The following is a 16,560-nucleotide window of genomic DNA, read 5'->3' on the forward strand; positions in this document are numbered from 1 at the left end:
TACAATGCGGGCATGGGTCGGGCTCGGTACAAAGCCGTCGTGGACGCGCTGGCTGCCGACATCCGCGCCGGCGTGATCCCTCCCGGCGCAAGGCTGCCGACCCACCGCGAACTCGCCGCGCGTGAAGGGCTGGCGCTGGTCACCGCGACCCGCGTCTACGCCGAACTCGCCGAGATGGGACTGGTCAGCGGTGAAGCCGGCCGGGGCACTTTCGTCCGGGAATCGTCGCTCCCGCTCCGCGACGACGTTTCGGAGCGGGCATTCGCCGACGATGTCGTGGATCTGAACTTCAACTATCCCTCGGTTCCGGGACAGGCCGACCAGCTGCGAAATGCGTTGCGGGGCCTGGCCTCGTCGGGTGATCTCGACGCCCTGTTGCGGTACCAGCCGCACGCTGGGCGGCTGCACGAGCGGGCCTCGGCCGCACTGCATCTGGAGCGACGCGGCCTGAGCGTCCCGGCCGAACGCGTGTTGATCGTCAGTGGCGCACAGCACGGGCTGGCGGTCACCGCGTTGGCGATGCTGCAACCCGGCGACGTGGTGGCCGTCGATGCCCTGAGTTACCCCGGCTTCAAGGTGCTGGCCCAGGTGCTCCGGCTCGAGATGGCGCCACTTCCTGCCGGGAACGAGGGACCCGATCTCGATGCGTTCGAGGAGCTGTGCCGTACGCGGCCGGTCCGGGCGATCTACACCATGCCGACGCTGCACAACCCGCTCGGCTGGGTGACACCGGCACCGTGCCGCGAGACCCTCGTCGGGATCGCGCGCCGGCACGGTGTGACGATCATCGAGGACGCGTCGTACGCATATCTGGTCGATCGCCCGCCCGCACCGCTGGCGGTACTCGCCCCGGAACTGACCGTCTACGTGTCGGGGCTGTCGAAGAGTGTGGCCACCGGCCTGCGCATCGGATTCGTGGTTCCGCCAGCACAATTCATCGGTGCCTTCGAACGCGCGATCCGGGGGACGACGTGGAACACACCACCGTTGGTCACCGCGATTGCCGCCGGTTGGCTCAATGACGGCACCGTCACCCGGCTGGAAGCGGACAAGCGAGCCGACGCCCGGCATCGGCAGGTGGTCGCGCGCGAAGTGCTGTCCGGACTGGACGTCGTGGGGAATCCGTCTTCGTACTTCCTGTGGCTTCCGCTGCCCGGTGAGGCGCGCGCCGATCAAGTGGCGACCGATCTGCTGCGCGAAACGGTGTCGGTGTCCACCGCAGAACCCTTCGCCATGACCAAGAACCCGCCGCACGCGATCCGGGTGGCGTTGGGTTCGGTGCAGATCGACGTCCTGGCTCGATCACTCGCGACCGTGAAGCATGTCATCGACGCCCACACGTGGTGACAGGTCGGAGTCCGCGAAGTCCAGGATCATCGCCGCGACGGCGTCCGGGAATTCCACATGCAGCCAATGACCGCCGGACTCGATGGTGCGGACGTCTGGCCGACCAAAACGCGAGGCGATGGCGTCGGCAAGCTCGCCGGTGACGAAACCGTCTGCGCCGCCGCGAATCACGAGCACCGCGCCCGGGAATGCGCTGGCGGCGGGCGCGTCGGCCGCGCCGTCGTTCCACACGTCGACGTAATGGCCGGCGACGCCCGGCACCAGGTGCCTGCCGATGTCGGTGAGCCGGTCGAGCTGGGCGTCGGTGAGATGGGGGGAGATCGCCGCCCGCGAGAGGCGCTGCGCGGCACTGTCGCCGTCGATAGCGTGGAACTGCGCGACCACGCCGCCGGGTAAGCGGGTGCCGCCCAACGGAACTGGGGTGAGCAGCACCAAGCCCCAGACCCGATCGGGATGCGCGGCCGCGACCAGCTCGGCGATCTGCGAACCGAGGCTCTGGCCGACCACGATGACCGGTCCGGCGATGCTGTCGATGACGGCGCCCGCCTCGGCGGCGAGCGATTCCAACGTGATGGCGCTTGTGTCCCTGGCGGTTCCGGCGCGACGACCGAACTCCGGCAGGTCGTAGCGCACGGTCGCGACTTTGTCGCCCAGGCCGTCGATCACGCCATCCCACACGGTCAGGTCGTCGAGGAAACCGTGAATGAGAAGTACGGTCGGGGCATTCGGGTCGTGAGCCAACGTCCGGACGACAGGGAACTCGATAGGGCACCTGATCTGCATGTGCGGCGCTCCTTTCGTCTCGCTTCCGGCACAACATCCACGATGACGGCACTCGCCGGAGGTTTGGGTCACCGCGGTGATCCTGGTACCGGCAGGGTCAGCCAGCGAGGGCCGAACTCAGGCTGAAGCGTGAACCGTCAGCTCAGTCACATCGCAGATCAACAGCGGATTCCCTCCCCGCGACGACTTCGGGGAGGGAATCCGGGTTCAGGCGGTCAGCGGCCCTGCAGGGCTGAGACGCGGTAGATGCCGTGGTGCCAGAACACGCCGGGCAGCGGCATGCCGGCGGGCGGAGCCGTGATCGACGGGGTGGCGACGATGGCCGGCGGACGGACATCGGGCCCGAGGGTCGTGGCGCCGGCAGCACCGGCCAGGCCGAGTGCCGAGCCGCCGAGAACGCCGGCGGCGATGATCGAGAGGCCGAAGGTGCGGGCTGTGCTGCTCATGTGAATTCTCCTGTGTCAGTGGGTTTTTCGTGTCTTGCTCCGGTGTGTTCCGGTGATGACTCAAGAGTGCCTGGCTGCGGAGCCCGCGGGTATCGGGTAATCGGCCGAGTTGTCGGAGGATTCCCGTGTCCCCTGATCGGGGGACACGCGGCCGTCAATTTGCGATCGGAGTTACTTTTCGCTGGTTGCCGTGCGACGCTGACGGCATGAACGACGAACGGGTTCGCGTGGTGGTGGGTGACGACCACCCGATGTTTCGCGACGGCGTCGTCCGCGCCCTGACGGCGAGTGGCGCCATCGAGGTGCTGGCCGAAGCCGACGACGGCACGTCGGCGTTGGAGGCCATCCGCACCCACAAGCCTCAGGTCGCCCTCCTGGATTACCGCATGCCCGGCATGGACGGCACCGAGGTGGCGGCAGCGGTGCTGCGCGACGGCCTGCCGACACGGGTGCTGCTGCTCTCCGCGCATGACGAGGCGGAGATCGTCTACCGGGCCCTGCAGGAAGGCGCGGCCGGCTTCCTGCCGAAAGAGTCGACACGTAGCGAGCTGGTCAACGCGATCCTCGAATGCGCGAAGGGCCGCGACGTCGTCGCGCCGAGCCTGGCCGCCGGGCTCGCGGGTGAGATCCGTCGGCGGGCCGAGCCGGACGCCCCGGTGCTGAGCCCGCGCGAACGCGAGGTGCTGCAGCTGATCGCCAAGGGGGCGACCATTCCCGCCATGGCCAAGGAGCTGTACCTGGCGCCGTCGACGGTCAAGACCCATGTGCAGCGGCTCTACGAGAAGCTCGGCGTCGGGGACCGCGCGGCGGCCGTGGCCGAGGCGATGCGTCGAAAGCTACTGGACTGACGTGAGGCCGATGCTCAGCCGGATCGGGGAGTACCTGGCTGCCGAACCAGTGCGGATTTCGGCCGGGCTACGGCTCCCGCTGATCGCGCTGATCGGTGTCCTGGTGTGGATCTGGGAAGTCGACCACTGGCTGCCCGAGCTGTACGCCGTGATCCTGGGCCTGTATGCCGTCGCCGCGGTGATCTGGCTGGTGGCGGTGCTACGCGGACCCGTGCCGCGCTGGGCAGACTGGGCATCGACCGGCATCGACCTGGTGGTGATCCTGGCGCTGTGCCTGGTGTCCGGCGGCGCGACCGCGGCCCTGCTGCCCGTCTTCTTCCTGTTGCCGATCTCGGTGGCGTTCCAGGACCGTCCGCTGATGACCGCGGCGATCGGCACCCTCACTGCCACGGGCTATCTGGCGGTCTGGATCTTCTACTCCAAACACGACGACCGCATGGGCCTGCCGAACATGGTCTACACGCACTTCGGCTTTCTCGTGTGGCTGGCGGTGGCCACCACTGTGTTGTGCTGCGTGTTGGTGCGTCGACAGGAGCGCGTGCAGGCCCTACAAGAGGTGCGTCGCCAATTGGTTTCCGAGGCCATGCAGTCCGACGAGCGGCACAACCGGGAGGTCGCCGAAGGGCTGCACGACGGCCCGTTGCAGACGCTGCTGGCGGCCCGGCTGCAGCTCGATGAGGTCCGGGAGCGGACCCCCGGGCCGGAACTCGACGCGGTCTACGCCGCGCTGGAAGACACGGCGACGGCATTGCGGTCGACGGTCACCGAGTTGCATCCGCAGGTGCTCGCCCAGCTCGGGTTGACGCCGGCGGTGCGGGAACTGGTGCGGCAGTTCGAATCTCGCGGCCGGATCGAGGTGCGGGCCGACCTCGAGGAGGTAGGTATGCCGGATTCGCAGCAGCTGCTGTACCGGGCGGCCCGCGAGCTGCTGACCAACATCGGCAAGCATGCACAGGCCACGACGGTGTCGGTGCGGTTGGGCCGCATAGGCGATCGCGTCGTCCTGACCGTCGCTGACGACGGCGTCGGGTTCGACCCCGGTGTGGTGTCACGGTACGTGGCCGACGGGCACATCGGGCTGGGCTCGCTGCTGGCGCGGCTCGACGCGATGGGCGGCTCGATGCTCGTCGACTCCGCGGTCGGCGGCGGAACTCGGGTGACAGTGACGTCGCCCCCCGAGCGCGAGCTGGGTGGCACTAGATAATTCGTCGCTGGGAGGGGCCCGCGGCGGTAGCGTCACGCCATGAAACTGCGCATCCTGGTCGGTCTGCTGGCCGCAGCGGTGGTGGCCTTGGTCGTCAACGCCGTGGTGGCGGACCACACCGGTCGCGCTGCGGAACCATTCGCCGGGGGCCACGTGCTCACACTCGACGGCCCAGACCTGAACGTCCGCGAGTACGGGCCGCCCGGTGACCGGGCAATCGTTCTGCTGCACGGATATTCGGCGTCCATCGAATGGTGGGAGAAGGTCGCCCCGGCCCTGGCGGCCCATCAGCGGGTGATCGCCGTCGACCTCGTCGGGCATGGTGGCTCCGAGGCGCCGACCGATGCCGCGCCGTATCACGCCGACGGTCAGGCCGCGGCCGTCCATCGCGCGCTCGAGGCGCTGGGTGTCCGGCACGCCGAACTGGTGGGGCATTCGATGGGCGGCGAGGTGGCTGCCGCATTCGCCACCAAGTACCCGGAAATGGTTGAGCGCGTTGCGGTTTCCGATACTCCCGCCGGCGAAGATCTGGTCGAGATGCCGTTGCTCGGCAGGATGCTGTGCTGGCCCGTCATCGGGCCCGCGCTGGACCGCTTCCGCGGCGTCGATGCGATCAGCGAAAGCTCGCTGCAGACCGGGTTTGCCGCCGACTACCCCGTTCCGGCGCTGGCATTCCGGTCCCTGAAACAGCTCAACTACGCGGGGGTGTGCGACTCGAAAGACCCCGGCCGGCCCGTGGTGGAGACGTTGAAGGAGCTGGGCAAGCCGGTGCTGGTGCTGTGGGGCGACAAGGACGTCCTGACGCCGACGGCGTCGAACGTCGCGCGCTACACCGCCGCGGGCCTGCCGCCGCACCTCATTGCGGGTTCCGGCCACAGCCCGATGGTCGAGAAGCCGGACCAGTTCCTCGCGGCGATAGGCGATTTCGTCCGCTGACGAGTGCCCGGCGGCCCGCGCCGGCGCAAGGCGCGAACACAATGTGACGCTGTGAGCTTCGCCGTGTCGCTATTTTGCATCACGGCGCTCACAGCCGCACATTGTGTCCGGCACCGACACGAAAAAGCCTCCAATCCATCGGGATTGGAGGCATTTTCGTGTGTAGCGCTACAGCGCGGCGAGGATGTCGTTGACGCGGTCGCGGGCGTCGCCGAACAGCATCTGGGTGTTCTCACGGAAGAACAGCGGGTTCTGCACGCCGGCGTATCCCGAGGCCATGGAGCGCTTGAACACGATGACGTTGTCGGCGTTCCAGACGGTGAGCACCGGCATGCCGGCGATCGGGCTGCCCGGGTCCTCGGACGCGGCCGGGTTGACGGTGTCGTTGGCGCCGATGACGAGCACGACGGCGGTGTCGTCGAAGTCGTCGTTGATCTCGTCCATTTCCAGGACGATGTCGTAAGGCACCTTGGCCTCGGCGAGCAGCACGTTCATGTGGCCGGGCAGGCGGCCGGCGACGGGGTGGATACCGAAGCGGACGTTGACGCCCTTCTCGCGCAGCTTGCGGGTCAGGTCCGCGACGCCGTACTGGGCCTGGGCGACGGCCATGCCGTAGCCGGGGGTGATGATCACCGAGTCGGCCGAGCTGAGGAGTTCGGCGGCGCCTTCGGCGGTGATCTCGCGGTGCTCGCCGTAGTCCTTGTCCTCGGCGGGGCCGGCCTCGATACCGAAGCCACCGGCGATGACGGAGATGAAGGACCGGTTCATGGCCTTGCACATGATGTAGGACAGGTAGGCACCGGAGGAGCCGACGAGCGCGCCGGTGATGATCAGCAGGTCGTTGGACAGCAGGAAGCCCGAGGCGGCCGCGGCCCAGCCGGAGTAGCTGTTGAGCATCGAGACGACGACGGGCATGTCGCCACCGCCGATGGAGGCGACCAGGTGCCAACCGAGCAGCAGCGCCAGGACGGTGACGCCGACCAGCAGCCACAGGTTCGGGGAGATGACGAACCACACGGTCAGCGCCACGAACAGGACCAGCGAGCCGACGTTGAGGAAGTTCTTGCCGGGCAGCATCAGCGGCGCGGACTTGATCTTGGCCGACAGCTTCAGGTTGGCCACGATCGAACCGGTGAACGTGACGGCACCGATGAACACGCCGATGAAGACCTCGGCGGAGTGGATGCCGAGCATGCCTTCCTTGGCCAGCTCGAGGGCGCCCTGGCCGTCGAGTTCGTGCTCGACGTGCAGGTAGCCGGACCAGCCGACCAGCACGGCGGCCAGACCCACGAAGCTGTGCAGCAGGGCGATCAGCTCGGGCATGCCGGTCATCTCGACGATGCGGGCGCGCCACAGGCCGATGGCGGCACCGATGGCCATGGCGCCGACCAGCAGGGCCAGGCCCAGCGGCTCGATCTTGTTGTTGACGGCCAGCACGATGGTCGCGATCAGGGCGACGCCCATTCCGGCCATACCGAAGGCGTTACCGGCCTTGGAGGTCTCGTGCTTGGACAGCCCAGCCAGAGCGAGGATGAACAACAGGGCGGCGACGACGTAGGCCGCGTTCGCCACGTTGGTGATGGTTTCTGCGTTGAACATGAATCCGTTCCAAAGGTTCTTTAGGTCAGCAGGCTCTAGCTGCGGGAGAACATGGCCAGCATGCGGCGGGTCACCGCGAAGCCACCGAAGACGTTGATGCTGGCGAGCAGAATCGCCACGGCCGCCAGGGCGGTGATCGGGGTGTTGTGATGCCCGATCTGCAGCAGCGCGCCGACCACGATGATTCCGGAGATCGCGTTGGTCACCGACATCAGCGGGGTGTGCAGGGCGTGGTGCACGTGCCCGATCACGTAGTAGCCGATCACGATCGCCAGCGCGAACACCGTCAGGTGGACCTGCAGGGCGGCCGGGGAAGCGGCGATCAGCAAGAACAGCACCGCGGCGGCGGCGAAGGTGATGCCGAGGCGACGCTGCGTCGACATCGGCTCCTTGGCCTGCGAGACGGCGGGCGCTGCGGCGGCAGCGGCGGCGGCCGGCGCGGCGGAGACCTGCACCGGCGGCGGGGGCCAGGTGATCTCGCCATCGCGGACGACGGTCACGCCGCGCTGCACCACGTCGTCGAAGTCCAGGACGACCTGGCCGTCCTTCTCCGGGGTGAGCAGCTTGAGCAGGTTGACCAGGTTGGTGCCGTACAGCTGCGAGGCCTGCGCGGGCAGGCGGCCGGCCAGGTCGGTGTAGCCGATGATCGTCACACCGTTGTCGGTGACGATGGCCTGGTCCTTGACGGTGCCCTCGACGTTGCCGCCGTTGGCCGCGGCCATGTCGACGATCACCGAACCGGGCTTCATGGAGGCGACCATGTCGGCGGTGATGATGCGCGGTGCCGGGCGGCCCGGGATCAGCGCGGTGGTGATGATGATGTCGACGTCTTTGGCCAGCTCGGCGTAGAGCTCGGCTTCGCGGGCCTTGTAGTCGTCGCCCATTTCCTTGGCGTAGCCCGTGGCCGACACTTCACCCGCGTTGGGGTCGACGGACACGTACTCGCCGCCGAGGGAGGCGACCTGATCGGCGACCTCGGGGCGGGGGTCGGTGGCCTTGACGACGGCACCGAGCGAGCCGGCGGCGCCGATGGCGGCCAGACCGGCGACACCGGCACCGACGACGAGAACCTTGGCCGGCGGGACCTTGCCGGCGGCGGTGACCTGGCCGGTGAAGAACCGGCCGAAGGCGTGGGCGGCCTCGACGACGGCGCGATAGCCGGCGATGTTGGCCATCGACGACAGCACGTCCAGGGATTGGGCGCGCGAGATACGCGGCACCGCGTCCATGGCCAGCACCGTGATCGGGCGGGTGGCGAGCTTCTCGAGCAGTTCCGGCTTGAGGGCCGGGGAGATCAGCGAGACCAGGGTGGCGCCGTCCTTGAGGGACGCGATCTCGGCGTCGTCAGGGGCGTTGACCTTGAGCACGATGTCGGCGGCCCAGGGGGAGCCGATGTCGGCGCCGGCCTCTACATAGGCGGCGTCGGAGAAACTGGACGCGGCACCCGCGCCGGACTCAACCACTACCGAATAGCCGAGCTTGATCAGCTGCCCGACAGTTGCAGGAGTGGCGGCAACCCGTGTCTCACCAGCCAGAGACTCGCGGGGAATCCCGATGATCATCGAATCCGATCCGATCTGTGTTGGTTTGCTTGCAAGAGTCTCCCCCATCCACGTAGGGACGGTGCTCTTGCCCCCCTATACCAGTTAGCAATCGCTTATAAATTAGCAGTCGCTCATAATGCGACCAAAAGTCCGGTGCCGGGGCGTTGCCTGGATATGTCTACGTCATCAGCCCGGATTTGGGTACGCAGATTCCGACCGGTGGGATCTCCTGGACGGCAAACGTCCACTCAGTTCCGATGCGGCCGATCTCCGATCAGGGCTGGACGGTCAGGTGAGACGCGTCAACCCGCCGAAGAACTCGATGCTCGGGGCGTAGCGATCTTGGGGCAGGCGGCCTGCAATTTGTCCGTGGCCTCGGCTACTTTTTTGGAATTATCGACGAACCGCTGAAACCGGACGTCCTCGGGGCCTTTCCCGGTATCGCGCGCGATATTGGCGAATTCGTCGAATCCGGTGGCCCATGAAGCCAAATCGGATTTCAGGTCGGGCGCGGATACCGAATTTGCGGCCTGGCGGCTTTTATGTGCAAGAGCAGCCCAACGTTCGGGGTCCTCGGCAGCGCCCGGCTGCATGGCCGCGGCATTGCTGGCTTCGCCTACGGCCCGCCAGTCCTGCGCCACATCGGCCACGACGCCGCAATCGGATGCTGACGGAGTGCCAGCGTCGCGGCGCTGTGAAATCCACAGTGCCGCAGCGATTACCGATCCAACTACCGCGATAGCGACGAGTAGTGCCGCTCGGCGGCGCACGGGCGTGCGTAAAAGGGTTCTCATGGGGCTGACACTCCTGGGCGCTTGGGATTGAGCACTACCTGTCCGCCGCTCGGTGTGGGTACGTACATCGTGAGTCGTGGGTTATCGGCCTGCGCACGGTAGATATCTTTGATATCGATCGGATGCCATTCACCCAAACCGAAATTTGGAGTGAAAAACCCGGTTGAGCTTACGCCGCGACGCACGTGCTCGGCCTCGAAGTTATAGTCGACCCATTTTGCTTGATACCATTTTCCGTCGCGCTGCACCCATCGAGTGTGGTCGGGGGCGCCATTGAACGTTTCGCCCGTCAATCGGAATTTGTAATTCTCTTGCATCCGCCATGACGGGTCGACGCCCCATCCGTTCGGTGTTTTGCCGACGACGTCCTGGTAGCCGGTGGGTCCGCCTTCGATCGGGGGTTTGATGTCGCGGTGCCACGGCTTGGGCGGGGTAAACGGTCCAACCGGCGGTCCGCCGCCCGGCCCGCTCGGGTAGGGCTGCGGGTCGATGTCCCAGCGCCCGCCGCCGGGAGCGGAGTCGGCCGGCGGTGGCGGATCCCACGGATACTGCCACCCCTTGTCATCCATTAGCAGGTCCGGCTTGTTGCCGGGCGAATCGTCGGTCTTGTCGGTCGGCTCCTTGGAGCGGGGTCCTGCTTGCTTCTGCAGCGCTTCGGCGAGGAGGGCGTCGGCGTGGTCGGCTGATTGCCGAATCTTGTCGAGTGACTGCTGGGCGGTGTGCGTCAAATCCTGCACCAGCTTGCGGGTGGCCGCGGGCAGCGAAGACAGATTCGCCGGCGGCACCGCCCGACTGCTCTTTGCGTCGACAGTGATTCCGTACTGCCCCAGCGTCGACCTCAAATCGTTGAGCTGGTTCTTTGTCTGCCGAACTTCGTTGGCGGCGGTTTTGGCGGCCGATGCGACTGCCGCCGCGTCGCGGCTGTGCTGGTCCAGGCCGTCCGCTTCCACGTTGGTCCGCTGCCGCGCAGCGCTGGCGCTTGAGCCTTGCCAACTCTCGAACGCCGACAGATTGCCCAATCGCGAGCTGGCCTGAGACGCTGCGTCTGCCCGAGTTTTGCTCGCTGTGCCGACCGCATCGAGCGAGTCCGGGTTCCACTTATCGATGTCGGCTATCGATAGGCCCACAGGACATCCCCCAACCCCGTCAACTCCGCGGATACAGCCCCCGTTGACCTACCGTAACTCCCGTCGAAGGGCTCGACCTGCGCTAGTTGTTCGTGCGCACACACAATTCCGACCGGTGGGACGCAAGGCGCCAACACACCGGTCGGTGAGGTGAGATGCTCGGGTGGTTGGTTACACCGGGGGGTACGCCGGGGGCGGGTATACGCCGCGCAGGCCCCACGGGACCCAGTTGAAGAAGTACTCGACCTCGTCGCTCGCGTCGTAGTCCGGGCTCGGATCCATCAGGTACCTCCAACCGACAAGCTTGTTACTCGCGAGCTTAGCTGCTGAGGCCCGGATGCGAGTGGCAGATCGGCCGCCGAGATCCCACGGCATAGACTGGCCAACCAGTTGATTGGGTCCCGGGCCGCACGCCCGGCTGCATAGAGTGAGCTGACATGTCCACAGAGTCGTCGACAAAGGGTTCTGCCACGGGATCGCCCGCGGGGGCTTCGGCTGCGTCGAACGGGTCGAACGGCTCGTCGCGCCGTGAGGAGTTGCTGGCGGTGGCCGCGAAGTTGTTCGCGGCCCGCGGCTATCACGGGACCCGCATGGATGACGTCGCAGACGCGGTCGGCCTCAACAAGGCGACCGTGTACCACTACTACGCCAGCAAGTCGCTGATCCTCTGGGACATCTACAAGTCGACCGCCGACTTCACCGTCGATGCCCTGCACGACGACCCGACCGCTTCAGCGCGCGAGACCATCTTCAACTTCACCCGGCGGCTGCTGACCGGCATCGCCACCGACCTCGAATCCGCGGCGGTGTACTTCCAGGAGGGGCCGTACATCACCGAATGGTTCACCGAGGAGCAGGTCGCCTACATCCGCAAGGCGGAGACGACCGTCTATGAGCACGTCCGCGACGTCATCGATCGCGGCATCGCCAGCGGCGAGTTCAACGACTGCGACTCACATGTCCTCGCGCTGGGCTACATCGGGATGACACTGGGCGCCTACCGGTGGCTGCGGCCGCACGGCCGGCGCACGGCCTCCGAGATCGCCGTCGAATTCAGCACGGCACTGCTGCGCGGCCTGATCCGCGACGAAACGATCCGCACCGAGGACCCTCTCGGCGGCGGCGCCTGACACAGACCAGCGCGATCGAGAGGTGACCGAGGTCCGATGAAATCTCTTCTGCTGTCCCGCCGGGACCTCGACTTCCTGCTGTACGAGTGGCTGAAGGTCGACGAACTCACCAGCCGCAAGCGGTTCGCCGATCACTCGCGCGAGACCTTCGACGGGGTACTGGACCTCAGCGAGCAACTGGCCGAACGCTATTTCGCGCCGCACAACAAGAAGAGCGACGCCAACGAGCCGACCTTCGATGGGCAGACCGTCACGATGGTGCCGGAGGTCAAAGAGGCCTGGGATGCGTTCGTCGGCGCCGATCTGATCGGCATGTCGATGGACGAATCGGTGGGTGGCGCGCAGTTGCCCGCCGTCGTCGCGCAGGCGGCGTTCGCGTGGATCGCCGCGGCCAACGTGTCGACGTCGGGTTACCTGATGCTGACCATCGCCAACGCCAATCTGCTCACCAAGTTCGGTACGCCCGAGCAGATCGAGACCTACGTCAAACCCATGCTGGCAGGCCGCTTTTCGGGCACCATGGCGCTCTCGGAGACGCAGGCCGGATCGTCGCTCGCCGACGTGGCCACCCGCGCCGAACCGCGCGACGACGGCACCTACCGGCTGTTCGGGTCGAAGATGTGGATCTCGGGCGCCGAACACGAGATCACCGACAACATCGTCAACCTGGTGCTGGCCAAGCTGCCCGGCGGACCTCCCGGCACGAAGGGGATCTCGCTGTTCATCGTGCCCAAGTACCTGGTGAACCCCGACGGGTCGATCGGCGAGCGCAACGACGTCGCCATCGCGGGCCTGAACCACAAGATGGGGCAGCGCGGCGTCACCAACACGGTGCTGAATTTCGGTGACACGCAGTTCAATCCGGGCGGCGAGAACGGCGCGGTCGGCTATCTGGTCGGCGAGCCGCACCGCGGCATCGTCTACATGTTCCAGATGATGAACGAGGCGCGGATGGCCGTCGGCATGGGTGCCGTGGCGCTCGGCTACACCGGCTACCTGAAGTCCGTGCAGTACGCCCGGGAGCGGCCGCAGGGCCGTCCCCTGGACGTCAAGGACCCGACGACTCCGCAGGTGCCGATCGTCGAGCATCCCGATGTGCGACGAATGCTGTTGGCGCAGAAAGCCTATGCCGAAGGCGGCATGGCCCTCGGTCTGTACTGTGCGCGGTTGGTGGACGTGCAGCACAGCGCGGAGTCGGACGACGAAGCCGATGCGGCCGGCCTGCTGATCGACATCCTGACCCCGATCGCCAAGAGCTGGCCTTCGCAGTGGTGTCTGGAAGCCAACAACCTGGCGATCCAGGTGCACGGCGGGTACGGCTACACGCGCGAGTACGACGTCGAACAGCACTACCGCGACAACCGGCTGAACCCGATCCACGAGGGCACCAACGGTATCCAGAGCCTGGACCTGTTGGGCCGCAAGGTGACTCAGCGGGGCGGGGCGAGCCTGGCGGCGCTGGGACAGGTCATCGCGGAGACGGTGCGCGCGGCGGGCGAACTGGGTGGTGAGGGTGCCGAACTCGCGGGCGCCCTGGACGCGTCCTGGCAGCGACTGGTCGCCGTCACTGGCGGCATGTTCGGCTCGGGCGACATTCCCGCGGTGATGGCCAACAGCCACGTCTATCTGGAAGCGCTCGGGCACATCGTGGTGGCGTGGCTGTGGCTCGAACAGTTCGTGGCCGCCGCGGGCAAGGACGGCGACTTCTACGACGGCAAGCGGCAGGCGACCCGGTATTTCTTCCGGTTCGAATTGCCCAAGACCGCACCGCAATTGGACCTGCTCGAGTCGCTGGACCGCACGACGCTCGAGATGCGGGACTCCTGGTTCTAGCTCAGAACTGCACGATCTGCCGCACCGCGCGGCCGTCGGCGAGGGCGTCCATGCCGGTGTTGATGTCGTCCAGCGAGATGGTGTCTGACACCAGCTTCTCGACCGGCAGCCGACCCGACCGCCACAGCTCGACGAAACGCGGGATGTCCCGGGCCGGCACGGCCGACCCGAGATAGCTGCCGATCAGTGACCGGCCGTCGGCGACCAATGCCAAGGGCGACACCGAGATTCGCGCGTCGGGGTGCGGTAGCCCGACTGTGATGGTCTTGCCGCCGGGGGCCGTCATGCCGATGGCGGTCTCGAGGGCCGCGGGGTGGCCGGCCGCCTCGATCACCACATCGGCCTTGAGGTCTCCCGGATCGGTGACGGCGTCGTGCGCACCGAGCGCGCGGGCCTGCTCGAGCTTGTCTGGCAGCCGGTCCACGGCGACCACCCGCACGTCGTCGTGCGCCAGCGCCGTGAGCATCGCGGCCATGCCGACGCCGCCCATGCCGACGATGGCCACCGTCTGGCCGGGCTTCGGTTGTCCGGCGTTGAGCACCGCGCCGCCGCCGGTCAGCACCGCGCAGCCGAGAAGCGAGGCGACGACGGGTGGCACATCGGCGTCGACGGGCACCACCGAACGGCGGTCCACCACCGCGTGCGTCGCAAAGGCCGACACCCCCAGGTGATGGAGAACCGTTGTACCGCTTCGGGATAACCGCGTGTCGCCGCCGAGCAACGTGCCCGCGCCGTTGGCGGCGCTGCCGGGAATGCAGGGTGCCAGGCCGTCCGTCGCGCAGGACCGGCACTGGCCGCAGCGTGGCAGGAACGTCATGACGACGCGCTGCCCCACCGCCAAATCCGAAGTGCCGCCGACCTGTTCGACGATTCCGGCCGCTTCGTGACCGAGCAGCATCGGCACCGGGCGGACCCGGTTGCCGTCGACCACAGAAAGATCGGAATGACACAGCCCGGCCGCTTCGATACGCACCAGCAGCTCGCCGTCGCCCGGGGCCTCCAGGTCCAGCTCGCTGATGGTGAGCGGCTTCGATTCGGCGTAGGGGCGGGCGCGCCCGATCTCTTCGAGTACGGCACCGCGAATCAACATGGCACCAGCCTGACAGACTGGCCGACATGGAGTAGGCACTGACCACCGCGGAATTCCCGGTGCACTGGCCCGTGCAGACCCGGTGGACCGACAACGACATGTTCGGGCACCTCAACAACGCGGTCTATTACGAGCTCTTCGACACCGCGATCAACGCGTGGATCAACACCACGCGCGACGTCGACCCGGTGGCCGCGCCGTGGCTCGGGGTCGTCGCCGAATCGGGCTGCCGGTACTTCGCGGAACTGAAGTTCCCGTCGCAGCTGGTCGTCGGGCTCGCGGTGACCCGGCTGGGCAACAGCAGCGTCACCTACCGCACCGGGCTGTGGGCCGACGGTGACAGCACACCCGCGGCAGTCGGCAGCTGGGTGCACGTCTACGTCGACCGCGACACCCGTCGTCCCGTGCCGATCCCGGCGCCGATCCGGGAACTGCTGGAGACCGCCGTCGCCGGCTGACTCTGCACTGATGGCGAACAATCTCGAGTAACGGAGTGCGCCGGCTCAGGGTCAACGGCCGGACGGGCACCGGATGCGTTGAGCCGGTATCCAGGGCGAGAAATGTCGAGAGACATCCGCCGTCAGTTCACGATCAACGGACACACGCGCAAGATGTGCGGGACAGCGGCCTCGATATGCTCTGGGCCATGCCGATCGTGAGCAAGACCGTCGAGGTTGCCGCACCTGCAGCGCAGATCCTGGGGATCGTCGCCGACTTCGAGGCCTACCCGCAGTGGAACGAAGAGGTCACGGGCTGCTGGATCCTGCACCGCTACGACGACGGCCGGCCCAGCCAGCTCCGCCTGGACACCAAGATCCAGGGCATGGACGGCTCGTACATCCAGGCCGTCTACTACCCGGGCGACGGCCAGATTCAGACCGTCATGCAGCAGGGCAACCTGTTCTCCAAGCAGGAGCAGCTGTTCTCCGTGGTCGACCTCGGGTCCAGCGCCCTGCTGACCGTCGACATGGACGTCGAGGTCGACATGCCGGGTATCCCGTCGATGATGATCAAGAAGGTCGTCAACGACGCGCTGGACCACCTGGCCGGCAACCTCAAGACGCGCGCCGAGCAGCTCGCCGCGAACTAGCCGACTAGTCCGAAGAGGGCCACAGCCCGAGTTCGTCGAGCCGTCCGGTCAGCCGTTCGGCAGCATCGTCGAACTGGCGGCGGGTCTGCCGCACGACTTCATCGATATCCCTGTCCCGCAAGGCCGCAACCAATTCGCGGTGGTTGGCCACGGTCGCCGCACCCCACTGCGGGTCGGTGGCGTAGATCCGGACCGGCAGGTACCGGGCGGCGTGGAGCAGGAACCAGGCCAGCTTGGTCCGGCCCGCAGCGCGGTTGAACTCCTTGTGGAACAGGAACTCCGCCAGCGCGATCGCTTCGACATCACCCGCGGCGACGGCGTCGGCGAGTTCGTCGGTGAGCCGGTCGAGTTCGGCGATCGCCGGTTCGGTGATCCGCCGGGCCGCGTTCGCGGCGATCTCGGTCGCGATGGTCGCCTGCAGCCAGAAGATGTCGGCGATGTCGTCGCGGGTGAACGCGGACACCACGTGGCCGCGGTTCGGTTCGAGCTCCACCATGCCCTCACCGCGCAGCGTGCGCAGCGCCTCGCGGACCGGCGTGATGCTGACGCCGAGCGTGGCCGCGGTCTCGTCGAGCCGGACGAAGGTGCCCGGCCGCAGGGTGCCCGACATGATGGCTGCCCGGAGATGGGCCGCCACCTCGTCAGATAGCTGTTCCCGCCGGCGCAGGCCGGGTAGCGGTTTCGCCGAGACGTTCACGGCAGTCCTTCTTGTCGGCGGGGTAGGGGCACCCGGCGGTTGTCCGGATGGTGCGGGCGTCCTATTGTGACGGCGGCAACACTATATTTGAT

17 protein-coding genes are annotated in these 16,560 nt (G+C 67.2%); 8 read left to right on the forward strand and 9 right to left on the reverse strand.

The features are described from left to right. Positions 1-12 precede the first annotated feature (12 nt). A complete protein-coding gene (locus tag ACJH6H_RS09735) occupies positions 13-1,347 on the forward strand; it encodes a PLP-dependent aminotransferase family protein (protein ID WP_212807881.1) in 1,335 nt (444 codons plus the stop codon). Here the strand turns inward: ACJH6H_RS09735 and ACJH6H_RS09740 are convergent. Then, positions 1,303-2,130, reverse strand: a complete 828-nt coding sequence (locus tag ACJH6H_RS09740; RefSeq protein ID WP_212807882.1) for an alpha/beta fold hydrolase — start codon at positions 2,128-2,130, stop codon at positions 1,303-1,305. The genes ACJH6H_RS09735 and ACJH6H_RS09740 overlap by 45 nt on opposite strands. Before the next feature lie 215 nt (positions 2,131-2,345). Beyond that, positions 2,346-2,576, reverse strand: coding sequence for a hypothetical protein (locus ACJH6H_RS09745; protein ID WP_212807883.1), 231 nt, complete (start codon positions 2,574-2,576; stop codon positions 2,346-2,348). Positions 2,577-2,782: 206 nt separating this feature from the next. On the opposite strand from ACJH6H_RS09745, the gene ACJH6H_RS09750 reads away from it, so the two are divergent. The 3 genes from ACJH6H_RS09750 to ACJH6H_RS09760 are packed head-to-tail and all read left to right on the forward strand — an operon-like array spanning position 2,783 to position 5,564. After that, entirely contained in the window at positions 2,783-3,424 is a 642-nt protein-coding gene (locus ACJH6H_RS09750) for a response regulator transcription factor (RefSeq protein WP_212807884.1), read from the forward strand. A gap of 10 nt (positions 3,425-3,434) precedes the next feature. Then, positions 3,435-4,628, forward strand: a complete 1,194-nt coding sequence (locus tag ACJH6H_RS09755; protein ID WP_212807885.1) for a sensor histidine kinase — start codon at positions 3,435-3,437, stop codon at positions 4,626-4,628. A gap of 39 nt (positions 4,629-4,667) precedes the next feature. Then, positions 4,668-5,564: an alpha/beta fold hydrolase gene (locus ACJH6H_RS09760; RefSeq protein ID WP_212807886.1), complete on the forward strand. Its 897-nt coding sequence runs from the start codon at positions 4,668-4,670 to the stop codon at positions 5,562-5,564. Between the two features lie 168 nt (positions 5,565-5,732). Here ACJH6H_RS09760 and pntB read toward each other — a convergent pair whose 3' ends face one another. The 5 genes from pntB to ACJH6H_RS09785 form a co-directional block, all read right to left on the reverse strand. Beyond that, positions 5,733-7,163, reverse strand: a complete 1,431-nt coding sequence (pntB, locus tag ACJH6H_RS09765) for a Re/Si-specific NAD(P)(+) transhydrogenase subunit beta (RefSeq protein ID WP_212807887.1) — start codon at positions 7,161-7,163, stop codon at positions 5,733-5,735. 35 nt (positions 7,164-7,198) lie between these two features. After that, positions 7,199-8,725: a Re/Si-specific NAD(P)(+) transhydrogenase subunit alpha gene (locus tag ACJH6H_RS09770; protein WP_212807888.1), complete on the reverse strand. Its 1,527-nt coding sequence runs from the start codon at positions 8,723-8,725 to the stop codon at positions 7,199-7,201. A gap of 284 nt (positions 8,726-9,009) precedes the next feature. Further along, the gene (locus tag ACJH6H_RS09775; RefSeq protein ID WP_061000463.1) at positions 9,010-9,357 is read right to left on the reverse strand and encodes a hypothetical protein; all 348 of its coding nucleotides are present in this window, start codon (positions 9,355-9,357) and stop codon (positions 9,010-9,012) included. A 140-nt stretch (positions 9,358-9,497) separates the two neighbouring features. Then, the gene (locus tag ACJH6H_RS09780; RefSeq protein ID WP_212807889.1) at positions 9,498-10,628 is read right to left on the reverse strand and encodes a hypothetical protein; all 1,131 of its coding nucleotides are present in this window, start codon (positions 10,626-10,628) and stop codon (positions 9,498-9,500) included. A gap of 171 nt (positions 10,629-10,799) precedes the next feature. Then, positions 10,800-10,913, reverse strand: a complete 114-nt coding sequence (locus tag ACJH6H_RS09785; protein WP_177127396.1) for a hypothetical protein — start codon at positions 10,911-10,913, stop codon at positions 10,800-10,802. Between the two features lie 152 nt (positions 10,914-11,065). On the opposite strand from ACJH6H_RS09785, the gene ACJH6H_RS09790 reads away from it, so the two are divergent. Together ACJH6H_RS09790 and ACJH6H_RS09795 are read left to right on the forward strand one after the other, a co-directional pair. Continuing rightward, the gene (locus ACJH6H_RS09790; RefSeq protein WP_244872714.1) at positions 11,066-11,758 is read left to right on the forward strand and encodes a TetR/AcrR family transcriptional regulator; all 693 of its coding nucleotides are present in this window, start codon (positions 11,066-11,068) and stop codon (positions 11,756-11,758) included. Between the two features lie 36 nt (positions 11,759-11,794). Further along, a complete protein-coding gene (locus ACJH6H_RS09795; RefSeq protein ID WP_406774762.1) occupies positions 11,795-13,591 on the forward strand; it encodes an acyl-CoA dehydrogenase in 1,797 nt (598 codons plus the stop codon). A 1-nt stretch (position 13,592) separates the two neighbouring features. Here ACJH6H_RS09795 and ACJH6H_RS09800 read toward each other — a convergent pair whose 3' ends face one another. Continuing rightward, the gene (locus ACJH6H_RS09800) at positions 13,593-14,681 is read right to left on the reverse strand and encodes an alcohol dehydrogenase catalytic domain-containing protein (protein WP_406774763.1); all 1,089 of its coding nucleotides are present in this window, start codon (positions 14,679-14,681) and stop codon (positions 13,593-13,595) included. A 59-nt stretch (positions 14,682-14,740) separates the two neighbouring features. On the opposite strand from ACJH6H_RS09800, the gene ACJH6H_RS09805 reads away from it, so the two are divergent. Both ACJH6H_RS09805 and ACJH6H_RS09810 read left to right on the forward strand, forming a co-directional pair. Beyond that, positions 14,741-15,139, forward strand: a complete 399-nt coding sequence (locus ACJH6H_RS09805; protein ID WP_406774764.1) for an acyl-CoA thioesterase — start codon at positions 14,741-14,743, stop codon at positions 15,137-15,139. Between the two features lie 188 nt (positions 15,140-15,327). Further along, positions 15,328-15,771 carry an SRPBCC family protein gene (locus tag ACJH6H_RS09810; RefSeq protein ID WP_212807893.1) on the forward strand — a complete coding sequence of 148 codons (444 nt, stop codon included), beginning with the start codon at positions 15,328-15,330 and terminating at the stop codon, positions 15,769-15,771. A 4-nt stretch (positions 15,772-15,775) separates the two neighbouring features. Here ACJH6H_RS09810 and ACJH6H_RS09815 read toward each other — a convergent pair whose 3' ends face one another. Then, the gene (locus tag ACJH6H_RS09815; protein ID WP_212807894.1) at positions 15,776-16,468 is read right to left on the reverse strand and encodes a GntR family transcriptional regulator; all 693 of its coding nucleotides are present in this window, start codon (positions 16,466-16,468) and stop codon (positions 15,776-15,778) included. Positions 16,469-16,560: the final 92 nt, after the last annotated feature.

Source organism: Mycobacterium sp. SMC-21 (assembly GCF_045310825.1).
Classification (GTDB): Bacteria; Actinomycetota; Actinomycetes; order Mycobacteriales; family Mycobacteriaceae; genus Mycobacterium.

Coding starts and splice junctions, on each gene's coding strand:
- ACJH6H_RS09740 (WP_212807882.1), bottom strand. CDS start 2,130: ATGCAGATCAGGTGCCCTATCGAGTTCCCTGTCGTCCGGACGTTGGCT.
- ACJH6H_RS09755 (WP_212807885.1), top strand. CDS start 3,435: ATGCTCAGCCGGATCGGGGAGTACCTGGCTGCCGAACCAGTGCGGATT.
- ACJH6H_RS09770 (WP_212807888.1), bottom strand. CDS start 8,725: ATGATCATCGGGATTCCCCGCGAGTCTCTGGCTGGTGAGACACGGGTT.
- ACJH6H_RS09800 (WP_406774763.1), bottom strand. CDS start 14,681: ATGTTGATTCGCGGTGCCGTACTCGAAGAGATCGGGCGCGCCCGCCCC.
- ACJH6H_RS09760 (WP_212807886.1), top strand. CDS start 4,668: ATGAAACTGCGCATCCTGGTCGGTCTGCTGGCCGCAGCGGTGGTGGCC.
- ACJH6H_RS09735 (WP_212807881.1), top strand. CDS start 13: ATGGGTCGGGCTCGGTACAAAGCCGTCGTGGACGCGCTGGCTGCCGAC.
- ACJH6H_RS09810 (WP_212807893.1), top strand. CDS start 15,328: ATGCCGATCGTGAGCAAGACCGTCGAGGTTGCCGCACCTGCAGCGCAG.
- ACJH6H_RS09790 (WP_244872714.1), top strand. CDS start 11,066: ATGTCCACAGAGTCGTCGACAAAGGGTTCTGCCACGGGATCGCCCGCG.
- ACJH6H_RS09795 (WP_406774762.1), top strand. CDS start 11,795: ATGAAATCTCTTCTGCTGTCCCGCCGGGACCTCGACTTCCTGCTGTAC.
- ACJH6H_RS09745 (WP_212807883.1), bottom strand. CDS start 2,576: ATGAGCAGCACAGCCCGCACCTTCGGCCTCTCGATCATCGCCGCCGGC.
- ACJH6H_RS09750 (WP_212807884.1), top strand. CDS start 2,783: ATGAACGACGAACGGGTTCGCGTGGTGGTGGGTGACGACCACCCGATG.
- pntB (WP_212807887.1), bottom strand. CDS start 7,163: ATGTTCAACGCAGAAACCATCACCAACGTGGCGAACGCGGCCTACGTC.